General features: G+C 65.4%; 13 protein-coding genes. 9 read left to right on the top strand and 4 right to left on the bottom strand.

Translation table 11 applies throughout. The features are described 5' to 3' along the window. Positions 1-187 precede the first annotated feature (187 nt). The 3 genes from PQV96_RS02795 (at position 188) to priA (ending at position 5,719) form a co-directional block, all read left to right on the top strand. The gene (locus PQV96_RS02795; RefSeq protein WP_273624490.1) at positions 188-1,768 is read left to right on the top strand and encodes an MFS transporter; all 1,581 of its coding nucleotides are present in this window, start codon (positions 188-190) and stop codon (positions 1,766-1,768) included. Positions 1,769-1,855: 87 nt separating this feature from the next. Then, positions 1,856-2,971 (top strand): uroporphyrinogen decarboxylase, encoded by a 1,116-nt coding sequence (gene hemE, locus PQV96_RS02790; RefSeq protein WP_273624489.1) that lies wholly within the window; start codon positions 1,856-1,858, stop codon positions 2,969-2,971. A gap of 621 nt (positions 2,972-3,592) precedes the next feature. After that, positions 3,593-5,719 carry a replication restart helicase PriA gene (priA, locus tag PQV96_RS02785; RefSeq protein WP_273624488.1) on the top strand — a complete coding sequence of 709 codons (2,127 nt, stop codon included), beginning with the start codon at positions 3,593-3,595 and terminating at the stop codon, positions 5,717-5,719. Positions 5,720-6,058: 339 nt separating this feature from the next. On the opposite strand, the gene PQV96_RS02780 is transcribed toward priA, so the two are convergent. Then, positions 6,059-8,029, bottom strand: coding sequence for a gamma-glutamyltransferase family protein (locus PQV96_RS02780; protein ID WP_207373402.1), 1,971 nt, complete (start codon positions 8,027-8,029; stop codon positions 6,059-6,061). Positions 8,030-8,405: 376 nt separating this feature from the next. Here PQV96_RS02780 and PQV96_RS02775 point away from each other — a divergent pair, with 376 nt between their 5' ends. Next, positions 8,406-9,194, top strand: coding sequence for a MetQ/NlpA family ABC transporter substrate-binding protein (locus PQV96_RS02775; RefSeq protein WP_273624487.1), 789 nt, complete (start codon positions 8,406-8,408; stop codon positions 9,192-9,194). 187 nt (positions 9,195-9,381) lie between these two features. Here the strand turns inward: PQV96_RS02775 and PQV96_RS02770 are convergent, their stop codons facing one another. Both PQV96_RS02770 and PQV96_RS02765 read right to left on the bottom strand, forming a co-directional pair. Beyond that, entirely contained in the window at positions 9,382-10,335 is a 954-nt protein-coding gene (locus PQV96_RS02770) for an AEC family transporter (protein ID WP_273624484.1), read from the bottom strand. Positions 10,336-10,476: 141 nt separating this feature from the next. Further along, the gene (locus PQV96_RS02765; RefSeq protein ID WP_207373401.1) at positions 10,477-11,751 is read right to left on the bottom strand and encodes an ABC transporter substrate-binding protein; all 1,275 of its coding nucleotides are present in this window, start codon (positions 11,749-11,751) and stop codon (positions 10,477-10,479) included. 270 nt (positions 11,752-12,021) lie between these two features. Between PQV96_RS02765 and PQV96_RS02760 the strand changes: the two genes are divergently transcribed. The 5 genes from PQV96_RS02760 to PQV96_RS02740 all read left to right on the top strand — a co-directional run bounded on the left by PQV96_RS02760 (position 12,022) and on the right by PQV96_RS02740 (position 17,908). Beyond that, positions 12,022-14,094 carry an ATP-dependent helicase gene (locus PQV96_RS02760; RefSeq protein WP_273624482.1) on the top strand — a complete coding sequence of 691 codons (2,073 nt, stop codon included), beginning with the start codon at positions 12,022-12,024 and terminating at the stop codon, positions 14,092-14,094. A gap of 269 nt (positions 14,095-14,363) precedes the next feature. Further along, positions 14,364-14,594: a hypothetical protein gene (locus PQV96_RS02755; RefSeq protein ID WP_242638045.1), complete on the top strand. Its 231-nt coding sequence runs from the start codon at positions 14,364-14,366 to the stop codon at positions 14,592-14,594. After that, entirely contained in the window at positions 14,591-15,817 is a 1,227-nt protein-coding gene (locus PQV96_RS02750) for a phospholipase A (protein ID WP_420482180.1), read from the top strand. The genes PQV96_RS02755 and PQV96_RS02750 overlap by 4 nt, the downstream gene beginning before the upstream one ends. 270 nt (positions 15,818-16,087) lie before the next feature. After that, the gene (locus PQV96_RS02745) at positions 16,088-16,474 is read left to right on the top strand and encodes a hypothetical protein (protein WP_044397796.1); all 387 of its coding nucleotides are present in this window, start codon (positions 16,088-16,090) and stop codon (positions 16,472-16,474) included. A 123-nt stretch (positions 16,475-16,597) separates the two neighbouring features. Further along, on the top strand, positions 16,598-17,908 hold the full coding sequence (locus PQV96_RS02740; RefSeq protein ID WP_273624481.1) for an IS4 family transposase: 1,311 nt from the start codon (positions 16,598-16,600) through the stop codon (positions 17,906-17,908). 48 nt (positions 17,909-17,956) lie between these two features. Here PQV96_RS02740 and PQV96_RS02735 read toward each other — a convergent pair whose 3' ends face one another. Then, a complete protein-coding gene (locus PQV96_RS02735) occupies positions 17,957-20,335 on the bottom strand; it encodes a cytochrome P450/oxidoreductase (protein WP_207373397.1) in 2,379 nt (792 codons plus the stop codon). Positions 20,336-20,394 lie beyond the last annotated feature (59 nt).

The raw sequence follows: 20,394 nt of genomic DNA, 5'->3' as shown, positions 1-20,394 counted from the left end.
GGCAGTACGCGTAGTACGACAAGACGCGGCAACGACGCCAGAAGAGTTTTGTTAGCCGCTCTAAGCACGCAGGGTTCGTGCAAGCTTGGTCGCACGGCGATATGCTGTCACGCTCGGTGGGCACGCCCTCCACCACCCTATCTGCCGCCGCTGCTGCCCCAGCGGTTTCCTGCCCCACTTTGCTGCCATGTCTTCTTCTACCTCCTTGTGGAGCCCCCTGCGCCAACCTGCTTTCCGGGGGCTTTGGCTGTGCGGGGGGGTGTTCTTTGTGGGCAATGGCATGCAGGCCATGGCAGCGGCCTGGCTGATGGTGGAGCTGACCGGTTCTTCCTTCCTGGCAGCGCTGGTGCAGACGGCCGTGTTTCTGCCCATGTTTTTGCTGGCCCTGCCCGCCGGCGTATTGGCCGACACCAACGACCGCCGACGCCTCATCTCCGGGGCACTGATCGCCCAAACCGCCGCTTTTGCCCTGCTGACGCTGCTGGTGCTGCTGGGTTGGGGCGGCCCCGCCACGGTGCTGCTGCTGGTGTTTGTGGGCGGATGCTGCACGGCCATGCTGACGCCCGCGTGGAATTCCTCGGTGATCGACCCGGTGCCGCGCGATGAGTGGCCGCAGGCCATCACGGCCGTGAGCATTGCCTACAACGCGGCGCGCGCCGTGGGGCCCACGCTGGCCGGGCTGGTGTTTGCGCATTGGGGGGCGGGGTGGGTGTTTGCCATCTCGGTCTTGTCCACCCTGGTGATGTGGGAGTCCATTCGCCGCTGGCCTCCCAAGGCCCATCCACCGTCCCGCCTGCCGGCCGAGCGCTTGTGGGGCGGCATGCTCAGCGGTTTGCGGTTTGCCTGGCATTCCGACCTGATCCTTGCGCAACTGGTGCGGGTGATGGCTTTTGGCGCCGCGGGCTCGGCCCTGTGGGCGCTGCTGCCGGTGATTGCCCAGCGCCAGCTGGGCACGGGCGCACAGGGGTTCGGCCTGCTCATGGGCTGCCTGGGCACCGGGGCCGTGACCGCCGGGCTGGTGCTGGGCAAGGTGCGGGCCCGCTTCAGCCTGGACACCATCGTGTTGGTCAGCGGCCTCGTCTTTGCGGGGGCCATGGTGGTGGCGGCACTGACCAAAATAGCTCCCCTGGTGTACCTGGCCATGCTGCTGGGCGGCGCGGCGTGGATGTCGGCGATGTCCACCTTCAATACGGCCACACAAGCCAGCGCCCCGCCCTGGGTGCGTTCGCGTGCGGTGGCGCTGCACATGGTGGCAGCCCTGGGGGCTTTTGCGCTGGGCTCGGCCTTCTGGGGCGCGGCGTCTGACGTGGCCGGGCTGGCGCCCACCCTGTGCGCTGCCGCTGCCGCCATGGGCGTGGGCCTGCTGCTGGCACGCCCCATGCCGCTGCGCATGGGTGCGCTGCACGAAGTGACCCCCGCCACCCCCTGGGACGAACTGTTCATTGAAGCCGAGCCCTTGCCCGAGGCGGGCCCCGTGGCAGTGGAAATTGGCTACCGCATCACGCCCGGCACCGATGCCGCGTTTCTGGAGTCCATCAGCCGCCTGAAGGCGCCGCGTCGGCGCGATGGCGCCACCTTCTGGCGGGTCTACAAAGACTTGGGGCAACCCTCGCGGTATGTGGAGCGCTTCATCGTCGAATCGTGGGCCGACTACCTGCACCAGCGCGCCCGCGCCACGGTGGCCGACCAGACGCTGGAGACCGAGGTACGCGCCTTCCTGGCGCCTGGGCAAACCACAACCATGTCGCACTACATTGCCGAGCGGTAGGGCCAGGCCCCTCGGCCTTTCCATCTTCTGCGCTGGCGCAAACGCGGCCATGCGGTGCCAGGCGCGCAGCCTGCGACAATCGGGGCCATGAGCTACGCCCCTCTCACCAACGACACCTTCCTGCGCGCCTGCCGTCGCCAGGCTACCGACTACACCCCCCTGTGGCTCATGCGCCAAGCGGGCCGCTACCTGCCTGAATACAAGGCCACGCGCGCCCAGGCTGGCAGCTTCATGGGCCTGGCCACCAACGTGGATTACGCCACCGAAGTGACTTTGCAGCCGCTGGAGCGCTTCCCGCTCGACGCGGCCATCCTGTTCAGCGACATCCTCACCGTGCCCGACGCCATGGGCCTGGGCCTGTCGTTTGCCGAGGGCGAAGGCCCACGCTTTGCCAAGGTGGTGCGCGACGAGGCCGCCGTGGCCGAGCTGACCGTGCCCGACATGGACAAGCTGCGCTACGTGTTCGACGCCGTGACCAGCATCCGCAAGGCGCTCAACGGCCGTGTGCCCCTCATCGGCTTCTCGGGCAGCCCCTGGACGCTGGCCTGCTACATGGTCGAAGGCAAGGGCAGCGACGACTACCGCCTCGTCAAGAGCCTGATGTACGCCCGTCCCGACCTGATGCACCGCATCCTGGCCGTGAATGCCGACAGCGTGGCCGCCTACCTCAACGCCCAGATCGATGCGGGCGCCCAGGCCGTGATGATTTTTGACAGCTGGGGCGGCGTGCTGGCCGATGGCGCCTTCCAGGAATTCAGCCTGGCCTACACCAAGCGGGTGCTGGCCCAACTCAAGCGCACCGGTGTGGACGGCACGGACGTGCCGCGCATCGTCTTCACCAAGGGCGGCGGCATCTGGCTGGACGACATGAAAGACATCGACTGCGAAGTGCTGGGCCTGGACTGGACGGCCAACCTGGGCAAGGCCCGCGCCATCGTGGGTGGCACGGCAGGTGGCCCCGGCAAGGCCCTGCAAGGCAACATCGACCCCAACGTGCTGTTCGCTCCACCCGCACAAATCGTCACCCAGGTGCACGCCGTGCTGGACAGCTTTGGCAAGCCGCATACCGACCGCACCACCACCGGCCCCACCCACATCTTCAACCTGGGCCACGGCATCAGCCAGTTCACCCCGCCAGAGCATGTGGCAGCCCTGGTGGAGGCCGTGCACAGCTACTCGCGTTCGCAGCGCCAAGCCGGCTGAACCACGCTGGTTGTGCACAGCGGCGGTGCAGGCATCAAAATTTCAAGTCTGGCCCTCAGGTCGATTGAAATTCTTTTGCAGCGCCACCGCCGCTGCGCTAAGTGTTTGATTCATATAGCCACCTGCCCTGTGCCGATTTAGCGGGCAAAGTACTCCAGCCCAAGCATTTCAAGGGTTTGGAGCGGGTATACCGACGATATCAACAAAGTTATCCACAGATTTTCTGAATGACAGGCAAAGCATCAGAAAAATCAACAACTTAGCGTCACATCTGCAACCAGTGGCGCAAGTTTCACCTCCGCAGCAAATCTGACGGCCATCCACGCCGGGGGCTTGACGCCGCAGGCTGTTCCACTTATGCACAGTGCCGCAGCGGCACCAACGACGCGGAGATGGCGTACGGCATACCACAGAAAAAATGCCAAAAATCCCTTCATCTGCTTGATTTAGAAGGATTTTTTCCCTCTGCCTATTTCCCAGGCATTCTGTCAAAAGCCAGCAGTGGCGCGGGTTTGGCGCTGGTCGCTACAGGCTTTCAACAAAGTTATCCACAGAATTTTGGGATTACCCCACGACGGGGCAGCGACAATCACAGCCCCTGTTGCCTTTCACGCCTGAGCCTTGAGTGCTTCTTCCCCTTTCATCGCCCCGGTAGCCCTGCACACACCGTCACACAGCGGCGTGGGTGATTTGCTGAGCTATGCCAGCGACCGGCCCCTGCCGCCCGGCACGCTGGTGCGCGTTCCCCTGGGAAACCGCGAGGTGCTGGGTGTGGTGTGGGACAGCGATGCCGCCACCGGCGAGCTGCCCGATGGCGCCACCCTGCGCGCCATCAGCGGGGTGCTGGAAGGCGTGGCGCCGCTGGATTTGCCCTGGCGCCGCCTGGTGGCCTTCACGGCGCGCTATTACCAGCGGGCGCTGGGCGAGGTGGCACTGGCCGCCTTGCCGCCCCAGCTGCGGGATCTCAAGCCCGAGCAGCTCGCACGGCGCCTGCGCCGCCCGGCCCTGGCCACTGATGATTCTGGCAACGCTATTGAAAACATAGCACTTACCGCTGAGCAGGAAAGCGCCAGAGCCCAAATTGCTTCAAACCCTGGCCCCTTTCTGCTGTTTGGCAGCACCGGCAGCGGCAAAACCGAGGTGTACCTGCGCTGCGTGCAAGAGATGCTGGAAGCCAACCCCTCCGCGCAAGCGCTGGTGATGGTGCCCGAGATCAACCTCACGCCCCAGCTGGAAGAGCGCTTCGTCAGCCGCTTTGCGCCGCGCTTTGGCGCGGGCGCGGTGGTGTCGCTGCACAGCGGCATGACCAACCCGCAGCGCCTCAAAAGCTGGCTGGCCGCGCACAGCGGCACCGCGCGCATCGTGCTGGGCACACGCATGGCAGTGTTTGCCAGCCTGCCAGGCTTGAAGCTCATCGTGGTCGATGAGGAGCACGACCCCAGCTACAAGCAGCAGGAAGGGGCCCGCTACTCGGCGCGCGACCTGGCCATCTGGCGCGGGCGTGAGCAAGGCGCCAAGGTACTGCTGGGCTCGGCCACACCGTCGCTGGAAAGCTGGCACGCCAGTCGCCCCCCCACACCCGAAGACCCTGAGGGCGGGCGCTACCAGCGGCTGCACATGCCGAGCCGCATTGGCGCGGGCGCGCTGGCCCGCGTGCGCCGGGTGGACATGAACCAGCAACCCCGGCGCGCCGTGTTCAGCGCCCCGCTGCTGCAAGCCATTACCGAGCGCGTGGCGCGCGGCGAGCAAAGCATGGTGCTGCTCAACCGCCGCGGCTACGCCCCCGTGCTGCACTGCGTGGACTGCGGCTGGAAGAGCGACTGCCCGCACTGCAGCGCGCACCAGGTCTTCCACAAAACGGACCGCACCCTGCGCTGCCACCACTGCGGCTTCACCGTGCGCGTGCCCCACCACTGCCCCACCTGCGGCAGCCCTGACATCCACGCCATGGGCCGGGGCACCGAGCAGCTCGAAGAACAACTGGCCGCCCTGCTGCGCAACGTGCAGCGCCCCGATGGCAATGCCGCCCGTGTGGCCCGCATTGATGCCGACACCACCAAGGCCAAAGGCGCGCTGGAAGCGCAACTGGCCCAGGTGCACGCGGGCGAAGTGGACGTGCTGGTGGGCACGCAAATGATCGCCAAGGGCCACGACTTCCGCCGCATCACCCTCGTGGCTGCGGTGCAACCCGATGGGGCGCTGTTTTCCAGCGACTTTCGCGCACCGGAACGGCTGTTCGCGCTGCTGATGCAAGCCGCAGGCCGCGCCGGCCGCGACGCCGCTTACATGGCGGCCCAAGGCACACCGTGCGAGATGTGGGTGCAAACCTTTCACCCCCAGCACGCGGTGTACGAAGCGCTGCGCAGGCATGACTACGAAGCCTTCGCCGCGCAGCAACTGAAGGAACGCGAAGAAGCAGCCATGCCCCCGTTTGCCTACCAAGCCTTGGTGCGCGCCGATGCCCGCACGCAAGAGGCCGCACAGGGCTTTTTGCAGGCTGCCACCGCCGCCGCCCACGCGGCTGAACTGCCGGGGCTGGAGGCCGTGACGCTGTTTCCCCCCGTGCCGCTCACCATCCAGCGCGTGGCCAATGTGGAACGCGCACAAATGCTCATGGAAAGCCCCAGTCGCGCGGCCCTGCAACGCTTTCTGGCCGCGTGGCAGCCCATCCTGCAAACCACACGCCAAAGCCGCGAGCACAAGGGCTTGATACGCTGGCTGGTGGATGTGGACCCGCTGACGATTTGAGGGGCGATGCGGGTGCTTCTTGGTAAGGGCTGCCAGCCTTGCGCAAGACACCCTCAAAAAGCGCGCTTGCGCCCACCTAATAAGCGCAAGCAGCTATAAATTCAATAGCAAATGCAGCCAAAGCCGTATGCAAACCACACCGGCGCGCGCCGCACTGTGCCAGCAGCTGAGTGAGCACCACAAGCCTCCGGCGACAGCGCCACAACTGCGCAAGCGTTTGCCCGCGCCTGGCACGGCACATGCCAAAGGAAAACGGCGCACTGCTCGCACAGTGCGCCGTTTAGCACAAGGGTTGCCTTCAGTCAGCGCCAGTGCGCCAACGATGGCCCTGTGCTGCCATCAGAGGGCACCATCGCCCAGCACAATCCCCTCACGGCGAGGATCCACGCCGCCTTCCAGCTTGGTCTGGCCATTGCGGTTGACCCGCATGATGGTGGAGACGCCGCTGGACTGCGCGCCGTTGTTCACCGTGTGGCCCTTGGCCTTGAGGCCGTCGATCAGGGCGGTCAGATCCAGCGAGGTATTGGCACCGTCCACGTTGGTGGTGGGGCTGTTGGTGGCGCCAAAGTTCACCAGCGAGGTGGCCTGCTGTGCATCGAGCCCCCAGTCCAGCGCACCCACCACGGTCTTGAGCACGTACTGGATGATGGTGCCGCCGCCGGGCGAGCCGGTGGCCATCACAAAGTCGCCAGGGCCGGTGCCCTTGAAGACCAGGGTCGGGGCCATGGTGCTGCGGGGCCGCTTGCCGGGAGCGACGCGGTTGGCCACGGGCACGCCTGCGGCGTCAACGGGCTGTGCCGAGAAGTCGGTGAGCTGGTTGGTGAGCAGGAAGCCACCCACCATGTGGTACGAGCCCATGCTGGATTCGACGGTGGAGGTCATCGACACCACGTTGCCGTAGGCATCGACGATAGAGAAGTGGGTGGTGCCCTTCTCCACGGTCTTGTCCACGCCTAACGGCACGTTGCCCAAATTACCCGCAGTGGCCGTGCCCATGGAATTGCCATTGGGGTTGATGAGCGATGCGCGTTGCTTGAGGTAGGCCTTGTCGATCATCGACGACACGCCGTTACCGGGCAGCGGAATGAAGTCGGTGTCGGCCACGTACTTGTCGCGGTCGGCATAGGCCAGGCGCTGGGCTTCGGACACCAAATGCACGCCCATCACACTGGGCACGCCGCCCTCGTTGCTGGGGTTGGTGGGGCCGTATTGAGACAGGTCGAAGTTCTCCAGAATGCCCAGCGATTGCGCGATGGCGATGCCGCCCGAAGACGGTGGCGACATGGTGCAGATGTAGTAGCTGCTGCGGTAAGTGGTGCACACCGACTCGCGCTTTTTGGCCTGGTAGTTCTTGAGGTCGGTGACCGTCATCAGGCTGGGGGTGATAGGCGTTTTGGCTGCATCGTCGCCCACCGATTGGGCGGCCTTGGCCACGATGGCTTCCGCCAGAGGGCCGGAGTACATGGCATCGGCCCCGCCGGTGGCCAGGGTGCGCAGCGACTGGGCGTAAGGCAGGTTGGTGGTCACGGTGCCTGTGGTCTTGGGTGTGCCGTCGGCGTTGAAGTAGGCGGCCACGGCGTTGGCATCAAGCTGCAGGTTGGCGGCGTTGGTGCGGATGGCGTCGCCCATGCGGCCAGGGATCTTGTAGCCCGATGACGCCAGGCGAATGCCTTCGTCAAACAATGGCGCCCAGGCCAGCTTGCCGTGTTCCTTGTGGGCCATGTCCAGCATGCGCATCACGCCCGGCACACCAATGGAGCGGCCGCTGCGCCGCGCGCTGGGCACGGGGGCGGGAGACGAGGCATTGCTTTGGTCCTGCCGCGCCAGGTAGTAGCCGGTGGCGGCGGGTGCGGTTTCGCGGCCGTCATAGGCCACCACCTTCTTGTTGGCGGCGTCGTAATACATCATGAAGGCGCTGCCAGCGATGGTGCTGGACTGCGGCTCGACCAGGCCCAGCACGGCCTGCACGGCCACGGCGGCATCCACCGCCGTGCCACCGGCCTTGAGCACATCGCACCCGGCCTTGGTGGCCAGCGGGGTGTTGGCCACCACCATGTAGTTGCTGGACTGCTTGGCCTTGTAGCCCAGGCGGTAGCCCGAAGCGGCTTCGGGCGCAGCAGGGTCGCCCGGCAGGCCGGAACCCACCACCACCGCAGAGCCGGTGCCCGAGACGACCGAACAGCTTTGCGCGTTGTTGTCCACCGCCAGATCGGAATCTGAGCCATTGCCGCACCCGTACAGCGACAAGGCCACGGCCACGGGCGGCCTGCACTGACGCAGCAAGTTGTGTGCCGCATCACCTCCCCCCATTGCCGCGCGGCTGGTAAAGCACACGGGCTGGCGGCGCGGCCATCATTGCACTGGCTTCACAACGTTGCCAGGCCGCTGGCGAATAACCCACGAATGGCGTCCAGCGCTCAGCGCTGCCAAAGCGCGAGCCAGCCTGTGCTGCACGGAGCCAACAACTCTTCTGCGCCCTGCGCATCAACCGTGCGAACCCCTCTGCCTGCAGGTTTCGCAGGGCAAGGCAACGCCGATAGACGTGTTCCCAATATCAATATGAGAACAAAGTGTTGGACTGATTTTTTGCGCTACCTAGACTTCACCATTCACCACCAGCGCCGGGGTGCACAAGGCATCCACGGTGGTGTTGAACCTTTGTTACTGCCTTAGAAAGTCATTTTTCATGTTGAAGAAAACAATCTCCGCGATTGCCCTGGCCACCCTGGCCCTGGGCGCACAGGCCGCCGATGTGGTGCTCAAGGTCGCCGCGTCTGCCGTGCCACACGCCGAGATCCTGAACTTTGTGAAACCCCAGCTCAAGGCACAGGGTGTGGATTTGCAGGTGCGCGAATTCAGCGACTACATCCAACCCAACGCCGCAGTGGAAGAAAAACAGCTGAATGCCAATTTCTTCCAGCACCAGCCCTACCTCGACAGCTACAACCGGGATCGCAAGAGCAGCATCGTGGGCGTTGCAAACGGCACGGTGCATGTGGAGCCCTTCGGCGCCTACTCGCGCAAGATCAAGGCAGCCAGCGAACTCAAAGACGGCGCCACCATCGCCATTCCCAACGACCCCGCCAACACGGGGCGTGCGCTGTTGCTGCTGCAAAAGCAGGGGCTGATCGAACTCAAAGACCCGAAGAACATCACGGCAACGCCGGTAGACATCGTGAAGAACCCCAAAAATCTCAAGTTCCGCGAACTGGAAGCCGCCTTGCTGCCGCGAGCGCTGGACGACGTGGACCTGGCCCTCATCAACACCAACTATGCGATCGAAGCCAAGCTCAACCCCACCAAAGACTCGCTGTTCCTGGAGTCCGGCAGCTCGCACTACGCCAACTTCATCGCAGCGCGCAAAGATCGCGCCAACGACCCGAGCATCCTGAAGCTGGTGAAAGCCTTGCGCACACCGGAAGTGAAGAAGTTCATTCAGGACAAGTACAAGGGCGCCATCATTCCGGCGTTCTGATGCCCCCAATGGCCTGCCGGAGCTTGCGCTGACGAAGAAAGGCGCAAGCACTCTGCGGGCCCACTGGATTTAGAAGATTTGAGGCTCCAGCGCTCATGAATAAAGCGCTGGCAGCTATCAAAAGTGAAGCACGCAGCGCAACTACCGGTGCTCAAAAATACCCGGTTCGACTGCGCAGTGCCGGAACTCAGGTCAGGAGTGCCACCGCAGCCGAGAAGCTCACAAACGCCAGGGCGGTGGACACCAAAATGATGCGGGCGATGCGCCCGTTGTGCGCGCCGAATTTTTCGGCCAGCAGCGACACATTGCTGGCACTGGGCAGCGCAGCCAGCAGCACCAGCACCGTGAGGGCAAACGGCGCCAGCGGCACCCCCAGGGCGATGGCGGCTGTGCCCACACACCACACCAGCAGCGGGTGCACCAGCAACTTGGCCAGTGCCACGGGCACGTAGTCGCGCGCGAGCACCTGTTCGTGCTGGTTCATCTGCGAGCGGGCCAGCACGGCACCAATGGTGAACAGCGCCACGGGCGATGCGGCGTCGGCCAGCATGGCCACGGTCTTGTCCACCGGCCCCGGCAGCTGGACCTGCAAAGCCGAGGCCACCGCGCCCAGCGCAATCGACCAGGGCATGGGATTCGTGGCGATGCCCTTGAGTGCGCTGCGCACGGCCGCGCCCGCGCCCTGCGCACCGGCACCATCCAGCCGCGACAGCGCAATGCACACCGAGCTGGTGAAGACCATATCGATCAGCACGATGAAGATGGCAGGCCCGGCGCTTTGCGCCCCCAGCAAGGCCACCAGCAGCGGCACGCCCATGAAACCGGTGTTGGGAAAAGCCGCGACCAGGGCGCCGAAAGCAGCGTCGTTCCAACCGATGCGGGCATTGCGCGTGAGCGCCACCGTGCCTGCCACCATGACCAGGGCGCACAGCACATACACGCCCGCCACGGCCGGGTCCAGCAGCTTGCCAATGGGCGTGCTGGCGCCAAAGCGGTACAACATGCAGGGCAGCGCAAAGTACAGCACGAAGGCATTGAGCCCCGGGATGGCCGGCTGGGGCAGCACGCCGCGCCGCGCGGCCAGGTAGCCGCACAGCACGAGCGCGAAGAACGGAAAAGTGATGGTGAGGACGGAAAGCACGGCGCTATTGTGGGTGCTGCGCCCCGCGGCCAGGCATAGCGCGCAGCGGGTTGGTCAGCGCAAAGTCAGGCGGCAGCCATCACCCGCCGAGAATGCGCGGAGCGGGCGGGCGGCAGTGGCTGACCGTTTTTTGAGTCGCTCCTACTGCTTGCGCTGCACGATGAGGTTGCGCTTGGCATCCTCAGGGTAGGCGAAGGTGACGGCGCCGTTTTTCACCATGCCCACGATGAGCATGTTGCGGGTGATGGCGTCTTTGTCGGTGGCGCTGAAGGGGCGGTCGTAGGTGGTGACCACGCCGTAGTACGGCTTCATTTTGCCTTCCAGCGATTCCTTTATGGCCGGGCCTGTCAGGTTGCCGTCGCGGATGCCCAGAAAGGAATACATCAGCAGGTAGGTGGCGTCGTAGGCGTTGGCCGCCGCCATGGGCACGGCCGGCTTGCGCTGGTATTTGCGGGTGTAGCCCGACAGGAAGGACGCGCGGCGCTCGTTGCTGGGCTCGGCAATGAAGGTCTGCACGGTCAGCGCGCCCTCGGCGGCATCCTTGGCGCCTTCGAGGAAGAAGGGGAACGACAGCGTCCAGGGGCCCACCTGCGTCACCTTCCAGCCCAGGGCCTTCTTGCCGTTGGCAATGACGGCGTTCTCGGGACCCACGGTGTAGCTGTAAATGACGTTGGCACCGGCGCTGCGCGCGGCGGCCAGCTCGGCGCTCAGGTCCTTCACCCCCAGCGGAAAGCGCGACACGTGTACCGGTTTGAGGTTCTTGGCCGCCAGGGCGTCCACCACGTCCTTGTAGCCGCCTTCGCCATAGCCGGTGGTGTCCGCAAAAATGGCCACCTTGTCCCAGCCGCGCTTGATGATTTCATCCACCATCAGCGGCGCCTGCAGCGCATCGCGGCCCTGCACGCGGAAGATATAGCTTTCAGGCGCGGGGTAGGTGCTGGTCACGGCCGTGCCGGTGGCGCAGGGCACGATCAGCGGCGTTTTGCTCTGCTGGAACAAGTCCAGCGCCTTCAAGGCCACGCCGGTGTTGCAAAAGCCCAGCACGGCGCTGACTTTTTCGGACAGCAGCTCCTGCGCCGCTTGGCGCCCCCGGGCCGGGTCGGCCATATCGTCCTTCACCACCAGTTCCATGGGCCGACCCATGTAGCCGCCCACGGCGTTGATCTCGTCCACCGCCAGCTTGATGCCGTTGAGCATGGGAACGCCAAAGTCGGCCGATGGGCCGGTGAACGGCCCGACCACGCCCACGCGCACAGGCACAGGCCCCTGGGTGCTCTGTGCCTGGGCCAGCCAGGGGGTGGCCAGCGCCACCACAGCCAGGGCCAACGCCGCGCGCCGCAGGCCGGGGCTGCGAGAGGAACCAGCCGAAGAAGATGGCAAAGATGAGATCTGGGCAGGGAAGCGGGATGCGTGCATGGTGCGGTTCTCTGTAGTCTTGGAATGCCGGGGGCCGCTTGGCAGTGTCTTGCGCCAACACCAGAAACCCAAGAGGGATTTCCCGGAACATCCGGTGACAGTTGTTGACGCGCCGCCACCCACGGCCGGGCCAGCCCGCCGCACCCATACCGACAACTCCCCCTGAAGGCACTGCAGGTGGGGGCTTGTCACAGCCCGCGGGGTATCATTCGCGCCCCCTGCACGCTGCAGTGCCGCCCTCCCCCCACGCCTTTTCTCCCGTCTATTCCCATGTCTGCCGGTCTCAATCTTGCCCAGCTTCAGGCTGTTCACTACACCGATGGCGCCTGCCTGGTGCTGGCCGGCGCGGGCTCGGGCAAGACGCGGGTGATCACCATGAAGATCGCCCACATGATCGAAAAGGGCATGGACCCCAAGCGCATTGCGGCCATCACCTTCACGAACAAGGCGGCATCGGAAATGCGCGAGCGCGCCGGGCACCTGATCGGCAAACGGGCCAAAGATGTGCTGATCTGCACCTTCCACGCGCTGGGCGTGCGCATGGTGCGCGAGGACGGCCATGTGCTGGGCCTCAAGCCCCAGTTCAGCATCCTGGATGCCGACGATGTGACGGGCATTCTGAAGGATGCCTCGGGCGGCACCACCGACATGGCCACGGCGCGCCAGTGGCAGTGGGTGATCAGCAAGTGGAAAAACATGGGGCTGACCTCCGAACAAGCCCTGGCCCAGGCGGCGGACGACAACGAACGCATCATCGCCACGCTGATGGCGCGCTATGAAGAGCGCCTGGCGGCCTACCAGAGCGTGGACTTTGACGACCTGATCGGCATGCCGCTGCGCCTCTTGCGCGACTTCCCCGAAGTGCGCGCCAAGTGGCAGGCCGCGCTGGGCCATGTGCTGGTGGACGAATACCAGGACACCAACGCCACGCAGTACGAGCTGCTCAAGCTGCTGGTGGGCGAGCGCGGCCACTTCACGGCCGTGGGCGACGATGACCAGTCCATCTACGGCTGGCGCGGCGCGACGCTGGACAACCTCAAGAAACTGCCGGTGGACTACCCCCACCTCAAGGTCATCAAGCTGGAGCAGAACTACCGCTCCACCAGCGCCATCCTGCGCGCGGCCAACAACGTGATCGGGCCCAACCCCAAGCTGTTCCCCAAAACCCTGTTCAGCGAACTGGGCGAAGGCGAACCGGTGCGCGTGGTCGATGCCGACAACGAGGAGCACGAAGCCGAGCGCGCCGTGGCCCGCATCCAGAGCCTGCGCGCGGCCAGCAACCCGCCGCCGGACTGGAAGAGCTTCGCCATCCTGTACCGCGCCAACCACCAGGCCAAGCCGTTTGAAAAGGCGCTGCGCAAGGCCAACATCCCCTACAAGGTCTCGGGCGGCACCAGCTTTTTTGACCGGGCGGAAATCAAGGACCTGTGCGCCTGGTTTCGCCTGTGGATCAACAACGACGACGACCCGGCGTTTTTGCGCGCCATCACCACACCCAAGCGCGGCATCGGCCACACCACACTGGCAGCGCTGGGCGCGTTTGCCACGCAGCACAAGCAGAGCATGTTCGGTGCGCTGTTCAACGGCATGCTGCCCGCCGCCATTCCGAAACGCGCGATGGATGGTCTGCATGAGTTTGGCCGCTACATCAACTACCTGGAGTACAGCGCCCGCCGCGTGCACGGGGCAGAAGAAGCTCGCACCTTCCTGAACGAATGGCTCAAGGAAATCGGCTACGAGCAGCACCTGTACGACAACGAAGACAGCGAGAAGGTGGCCGCCGCCCGCTGGAGCAACGTGATGGAGTTCTGCGACTGGATGGCCCAGCGCGCGGGCGGGCAGATCGACGACACGGCCGGCGCCGTGGTGGCCAAGGAGACCAAGAGCTTGCTGGAGGTGTCGCAGACCATTGCGCTGCTCTCCACCATCAGCGAGCGCGAGCAGGAACAGGACATGGTGACCCTGTCGACCCTGCACGCCAGCAAAGGGCTGGAGTGGCCCCACGTGGTGCTGGTGGGCGTGACCGAAGGCATGCTGCCCTTCAAGCTGGACGACGACGAAGGCCGCCAGCAGAAGGTGAGCGACGACACGCTGCAGCGCTTGCAGGAAGAGCGCCGCCTGATGTATGTGGGCATCACCCGCGCCCAGCGCACCCTGGCCGTGAGCTGGACCAAGAAGCGCAAGAAGGGCCGCGAAATGGTGTCGGCCCAGCCCAGCCGCTTCATCGCCGAAATGGGCCTGGACAAGACCACCGCCCGCGAAGACCCGCGCGAAAAGCTCAAGGCCCTGCGCGCCGAATTTGCCGCCAAGAAAGCCTTGGCCGATAGCACCCCGCAGCGCTGAACGGCGCAGCCCACCACGGCACACACCCTTATGGCACGCTCGCGCACCCATCTCCCCCGCCCTGCCGCAGCCCTGCTGCCCGCTTTGTTTTTGATAGCTATCAGCGCTTATCCTACAAGCGCCAGCAGCCAAAATGACCCAAAATCCAGCGCAGCCTGCCCTGCCGCAGTGGACATGAGCCACCTCCACCTGCAAGGGCACTGGCGCGCCGAGCTGCAAGCCACCGACGCCACGCTGCAGCTGGGCCCCACCCCGAGCTGGCCCACAGCGTGCGCGGCACCGTGCAGCGCGCTAGCACCACGGCACAGGTCAGCGGCGATGTGGATGACGGCGACCTGACTCTGGAAGAATCGATCAACGGCACCAACATCAGCGCCACCTGGACAGGCCGGGTGGTGGATGGCAGTTGCGGCAAGGAAATACGCGGATCATGGACTCAAAGCACCTCTCCCGACACACCCCAGCCCTTCGTCCTGCGCAAGCAGGCCAGCTGGCAATGAGCGCCGTCCGCCCCGCGCGGCCCCGGCGCATGGGCTGGCCCGCTGCCCTGGCACTGCTGCTGGCCCCCGCAGCAGCCATGGCCCAAACCACGTCTGGCGGGGCAGCCGCGCCAGCCGCAGGAAGTCAGGACGCCGCCTGGCGCCGCTGCGCCGCCTTGTCGGGCGACAACGCGGCACGCCTGGCCTGCTTTGACGCCTGGGCCGGTCAGCAGGCCTGGCAGGCGCCGGCCGCTTCAGCCGTGGCAGGCGGCTCCGCCCCCGGCAGCGCCACCGCGCCAGCGGTAGACCCCAACGCCCCCGCCAAGCCCGTAGACACCACGCTGCCCGCCACCCGCATCATTGACGTGGCTCGCACCGAAGGCTGCCGCGACCCGCAGTACAGCGACCTCTCGCGCTTCTGGGAGCTGGAATCGGGCAGCGACTGCGGCACCTTCAGCTTCCGGGGCTACCGCCCCATCACCGTGTCGGTGGTGGCGTCAGACTCGGTCAACCGCCAGCCCACGTCGGCGGCCGTTGGCCACTCGGCCACACAAAGCACGCCCTACCGCACCACCGAGAACCGCATTCAGCTGTCGGTGCGCACCAAGCTGGCCCAGGGGCTGCTTACCCAGGGGCACCCCACGCTCAAGGATTCGGTGTGGTTTGGCTATTCGCAGCAGTCGTACTGGCAGCTGTTCACGCCCCAGATCTCGCGCCCGTTCCGGTCCACCGACCACGAGCCCGAAATCATGTACGTCTACCCCACCACCGCCCAGCTGCCCTTTGGCTGGCGCTGGCGCTACAGCGGCGTAGGCCTGGTGCACCAGTCCAACGGCCAAAGCAACCCGCTGTCGCGCAGCTGGAACCGCGTGTACCTGATGACCGGCATGGAGCTGGACAACCGCTGGACCGTGACCGGCCGACTGTGGAAGCGCCTGTCTGAAAGCGCCGACAGCGACGACAACCCCGGCATCAGCGACTACGTGGGCCGGGGTGAACTTGCCGTGCGCTGGAACGTGAACAAGGACAACACCCTGGGCGCCACCTTCCGCAGCTCGCTGGCCAGCAGCGACCGCGGCTCTGTGCGACTGGAGTGGATGCAGGCGCTGGGCAGCGGCCTGTGGGGCGGCAAGAGCAACCTGCGCCTGCACACGGCGCTTTTCAGTGGCTACGGCGACAGCATGATCGACTACAACCGCAAGCGCACCGTGTTCAGCCTGGGCGTCAGCCTGGTGGACTTCTGAGCACCTGAACAGGTTTTCACATCCGGGCCCGGTCCAGCGCAGGAATACCGGGCCCGCTGAAACTTGAGGCGCGTCAGAGGCCTCGCAAATTGTTACAACCTTACCCTCAAGTTTCACAAAATGCCGCCGGTGCGCCGCCACAATGGCCCGCGCACCCCAGCCGGCAAACCTGCGTGCCACGCGCCCGATAAGCGCGGCTTTTTGGCCGTTTTACCCCCGATTGCCTGGTGCATATGCCCTCGAAAATGCCGACACAAGAGGAAACAGCCCATGGACATGCAATACCAACTCAAGGCAGGCAGCTACTACCTGTACGACATGCGTGAAGCGCCCAGCGCCGTCACGGGTGAGCGCAGGTTCAAGCTCAAAACCGACACCGTTGCGATTGCCTTTGATGTGCACACCGGCAAAGTGCACCAGCACGGCAGCCCCACCCGCATCCAGTCGTGGGCCAACAACACGCGCCGCCGCCTGCGCGCTGCGGGTGCCCAGCAGGAAGCCAATGACATCGTGGTGGTGTCCGGCCCGCTGCCCGTGGATGAACTCAACAAATGCCTGTGGGTGAGCGGCTACGTGCGCCGCATGTTCTCCCGCCTGGCCACGCTGCCGCACGGCAAGCTGCAGCGGCCTGCGGAGCCGTTTCGCAAGGCGGCCTGATTACGAGGCCACACTCAGCATCAAAAAAAGGGAGCCAGACGGCTTAATGCCAGTTAGTTAAGCCCGCAGGCGGCTTGATCCAGTAAAAAGGGGACGTGTTCAACACGTTCCCTTTTTTGCTTGATGAGCCTGCTTGCAAACGCCTTGCGCCAGACCCTGCCCCGAGTACCTGATCGCCTCGAGCAGCTCAGCGCGTTGATAGACCCCACCTGGATCGCACAGGCGCTGGGGACCAGCGGCAAGGCCTCCATCCGCCGGCGCAAGCTGCCTGCCGAGCATGCCGTGTGGCTTGTGATCGGACTGGCGCTGTTTCGAGATCGGCCACTGTGGCAGGTGGTGCAGCAGCTGGATTTGAGTCTGGATGGACAAGCGCCGCCTGCACCGAGCGTCAGCGTGCAAGCCCGCCAGCGCCTGGGCAAGGAGCCTCTGGCCGAGCTGTTCGCTCTACTGACCCAAGCCTGGAGCCGTCCTGCGGTGAATGTGCGCCAGCCACTGCGCGTACTGGCTGTGGATGGTGTGGTCTGGTCGGCGCCGGACACCCCTGAGAATCGAGTCGAACTGGGCAGCTGCAGCAACCAGCATGGCCTCTCGCCCTGGCCGCAGATCCGCGCCACTTGCCTGATGGACACACACAGCCACGAGATGCTTGATGCCAAGCTCGGCGCCATGGACTGCGGCGAATTGAGCCTGGCAGCGCAGTTGCGCGGCGAGGATCACTCCGTGACCCTGTTCGACCGGGCGTACTTCTCGGCCGCGTTCCTGTTGGACTGGCAGGCTGCGGGTACGCAGCGCCACTGGTTGATGCGCGCGCGGGACAATCTGCGCCATGAGATCGTCCAGCAACTGGCGCGCGGCGATGCGCTGATCCGCATGCCGGTGTCCCCACAAGCGCGCAAGGCACACCCGCATCTGCCCAGCCACTGGCAGGCACGCCTGATCGAGGTGAGCGTGGGTGGACGGCTGCGCCGCTTCATCACATCCTTGCTGTGTCCCCGCACGCATCCGGCGCAGGAGCTGGCCGAGCTCTACCGCCAGCGTTGGGAGATCGAGTTGGGGTTCCGGGAGATCAAGCAGACCCTGCAGGAGGGTGAGCCGGTGCTGCGCAGCAAGCAGCCCGCGCTGGTGCGCCAGGAGCTGTGGGGCGTGCTGATCGCCTACACGCTGCTGCGCCGCTGGATGCGCGAGATGGCAGCGCACGTCCAGGTCGAGCCCCAGCGCATCAGCTTCCACACAGCCAGCTACGCCATCGTGAACTTGCTGGCGGTCCCCAGCCTGGACTCTGCCGGCACCTTGCCCAAGCAGTTGGCAGCCCTGTTGGCGCAATCGCGACACTTCGTGCTGCCGCCACGCCGCACTGGGCGCAGCTTCCCAAGGGTCGTCAAAAAACGCGCTTCCAAATTCCCAACGAAAAAATGCCAGTCAGCTCTTAACTGACTGGCATTGAGCCATACGGCTCCCTTTTTTTGTGCCCGGCGCAGGCGTTCACAGCGCCAGCACCACCTTCTGCCCCGCCGCGCGCGAGCAGCAAGCCAGCAGACGGGTGTTGGCGGCGCGCTCGGCCTTGGTGAGCACCTTGTCGCGGTGGTCCACCTCGCCAGACACCACGGCCACCTCGCAGGTGCCGCACAGGCCTTCGCCGCAGTCGCAGGGCACGTCCACCCCCGCCGCCTGCAGTGCCTGCAGCAAGGTGCGGTCAGGGGGCACCGTCACTTCCAGGCCAGAGTCTTTCAGCACGGCGACAAAAGCATGCTCCTTGTCGGGCTGCAGGCCCGAGCCTTCGCCGCTGAAGTGCTCGTAGTGCAGCACCTGTTCGGGCCACTGGGCGCCCAGGGCTTCCAGCTCGTCAATCAAGCGGTTGGGGCCGCAGGCGTACACCCGGTGATTGGCCTGCACGCCCGCCACCACGGTAGGCAGGTGCATGCGCCCGCCCTCGTCCTTCACATGCAGGGTGAGCGCCGGGCCATGGTCGCGCAGCGCGCGTGACAGCAGGGCCATCTGGGCGCGGCTGCGGCCCGCGTAGTGCAGCGCATAGGGCTTGCCCAGGCGCTGTAACCGGTCGGCCATGGCCAGCATGGGAGTGATGCCGATGCCGGCGGTAATCAGCACGTAGTGGTCGGCCGTTTCATCCAGCCGGAACAGGTTCTTGGGGCCTGCCAGTTGCAGTGTGTCGCCAAGCTGCAACTGGTCGCAGAAGTGGCGCGAGCCCCCGCGCCCCTCGGCCTCGCGCTGGATGACGACCTGCAGGTGCTGGCGGTCGTCTGCCGCGCCGCACAGCGAATATTTGCGGCGAAAGCCACCGGCCACCACGTCCACATGCGCGCCGGCAGACCATGCGGGCAGCGCGGCACCCTGCGGGTCGGCAAACACCAGGCGGAAGGCACTGTCGCCCTCGGGCTGCTTGTCTTTCAGCACCACGGTGCGGGTGATCGAATCCTTGGCGGGCGGGCCGATGTAGAACGGCGCCTGCTCGGGCGCGGAATGGGTTTGCAAGCGCTCGGGGTTACGGGCCGGGTCCCACTCCATCCACAGCTGCGCTGGGCCACGGAACGAGGTGTTGGAGAGGTATTCCAGCGGCTGCCCCTGCACCAGGCGCATGTGCGGCAGGCGGCGCACAAACTCCTCCAGAAACACGCGCATCTGCAGGCGGCCAATGTTCTTGCCCATGCACTGGTGGGCGCCGTAACCAAAGGTCAGGTGCTCCACCGCCGCTTCGCGGTACACATCGACCTCGTCGGGGTTTTCAAAATGGCGCGGGTCGAAGTTGGCCGAGGCCTGCACCAGCAGCAGCTTGCTGCCCTTGGGGATGGGCACGCCGCCCACCACGGCATCGGCGGTGGCCTGGCGCCTCCACGCGATGATGGAGCCTGCCACGCGCAGGCATTCTTCCACTGCGTTGGGGATGAGCGCCGGGTTGGCGCAGATGTCTTCCCACGCCTTGCGGTGCGACAGCAGCGTGAGGAACGCATTGGCCGTGGCGTTGGAGGTGGTTTCGTGCGCCGCCGCCAGGATGGCCATCATCATCGAGCGCAGGTACGACTCGGGCACCACGTCGGGGTGCTTGAGGTGCTGGCGAATGGTTTCGTACATCCAGCCCTCGCCGTCGGGCTGGGCGCGCATGGTGTCCAGAATCTGCTGCGCGGTCTGCCAGAAGCGGCCCACGTTCTCGGCAATCTTCAGCTGCTCCTGCGGCGTGGGACGGCCCCAGGTGTTGAGCGTGTGCGCCACGGCAAACTGCCGCAACTGCTCGGCCCCTTCATCGGGCACACCCAGAAACTTCAGGGCGATGTTCAGCGGAATCTCGTAGAACATCTCCGCCACCAGGTCGGCGCGGCCCTGGTTCACGAAGCGGTCCATGTACTGCCGCGCCAGGTTGCGCACCATGGGCTCCAGGGTGATGAGGCGCTCGGGCAGGAAGGCGTCCATCAGCAGGCGGCGGCGCTCCATGTGGTCGGGCTCGTCCTCGTTGACCATGGTGCGGTTCATCGCAAAGCCGTAGCGCTGCAGGATGGACATCACCTCGGGCGTGGCCGGGGTGATTTTTTCGAGCGCGATGGAGGGCGAGAACAGCAAGTTGTCGCGGAACACAGCCTTTACATCTTCATAGCGCGTGACCACCCAGTAACCCAGCTGCGGGCTGAAAAACACGGGCTCTTGCTCGCGCGCCCAGCGCAGGTACTCGGCAGGCGCCTGCATGTAGGCGGGCTCAAAGGGGTTGAACGCCGCCGCGTTGGCACTGACCGGGCAGCCCCCAGGCGCTGCGGCCTGGGCAAAACTGCGGTGGTCCACAGGGCAGCGCCCCATGGCGGGGGCAGATGGAAGGGCCGAAGAGGTGGCGTTGGTGGCTGGTGTCGGAGCTGTCATGGAGCAGATGGTATTAACCGAAATCAATTTACGCAATGCGTAATTTCCCTTCGACAACC

Source organism: Acidovorax temperans, assembly GCF_028596105.1.
In the GTDB taxonomy this organism is placed as follows: Bacteria; Pseudomonadota; Gammaproteobacteria; order Burkholderiales; family Burkholderiaceae_C; genus Acidovorax; species Acidovorax temperans.
Note: the sequence above shows the minus strand (reverse complement) of the source record. Positions and strands in the feature narration are given on the sequence as shown.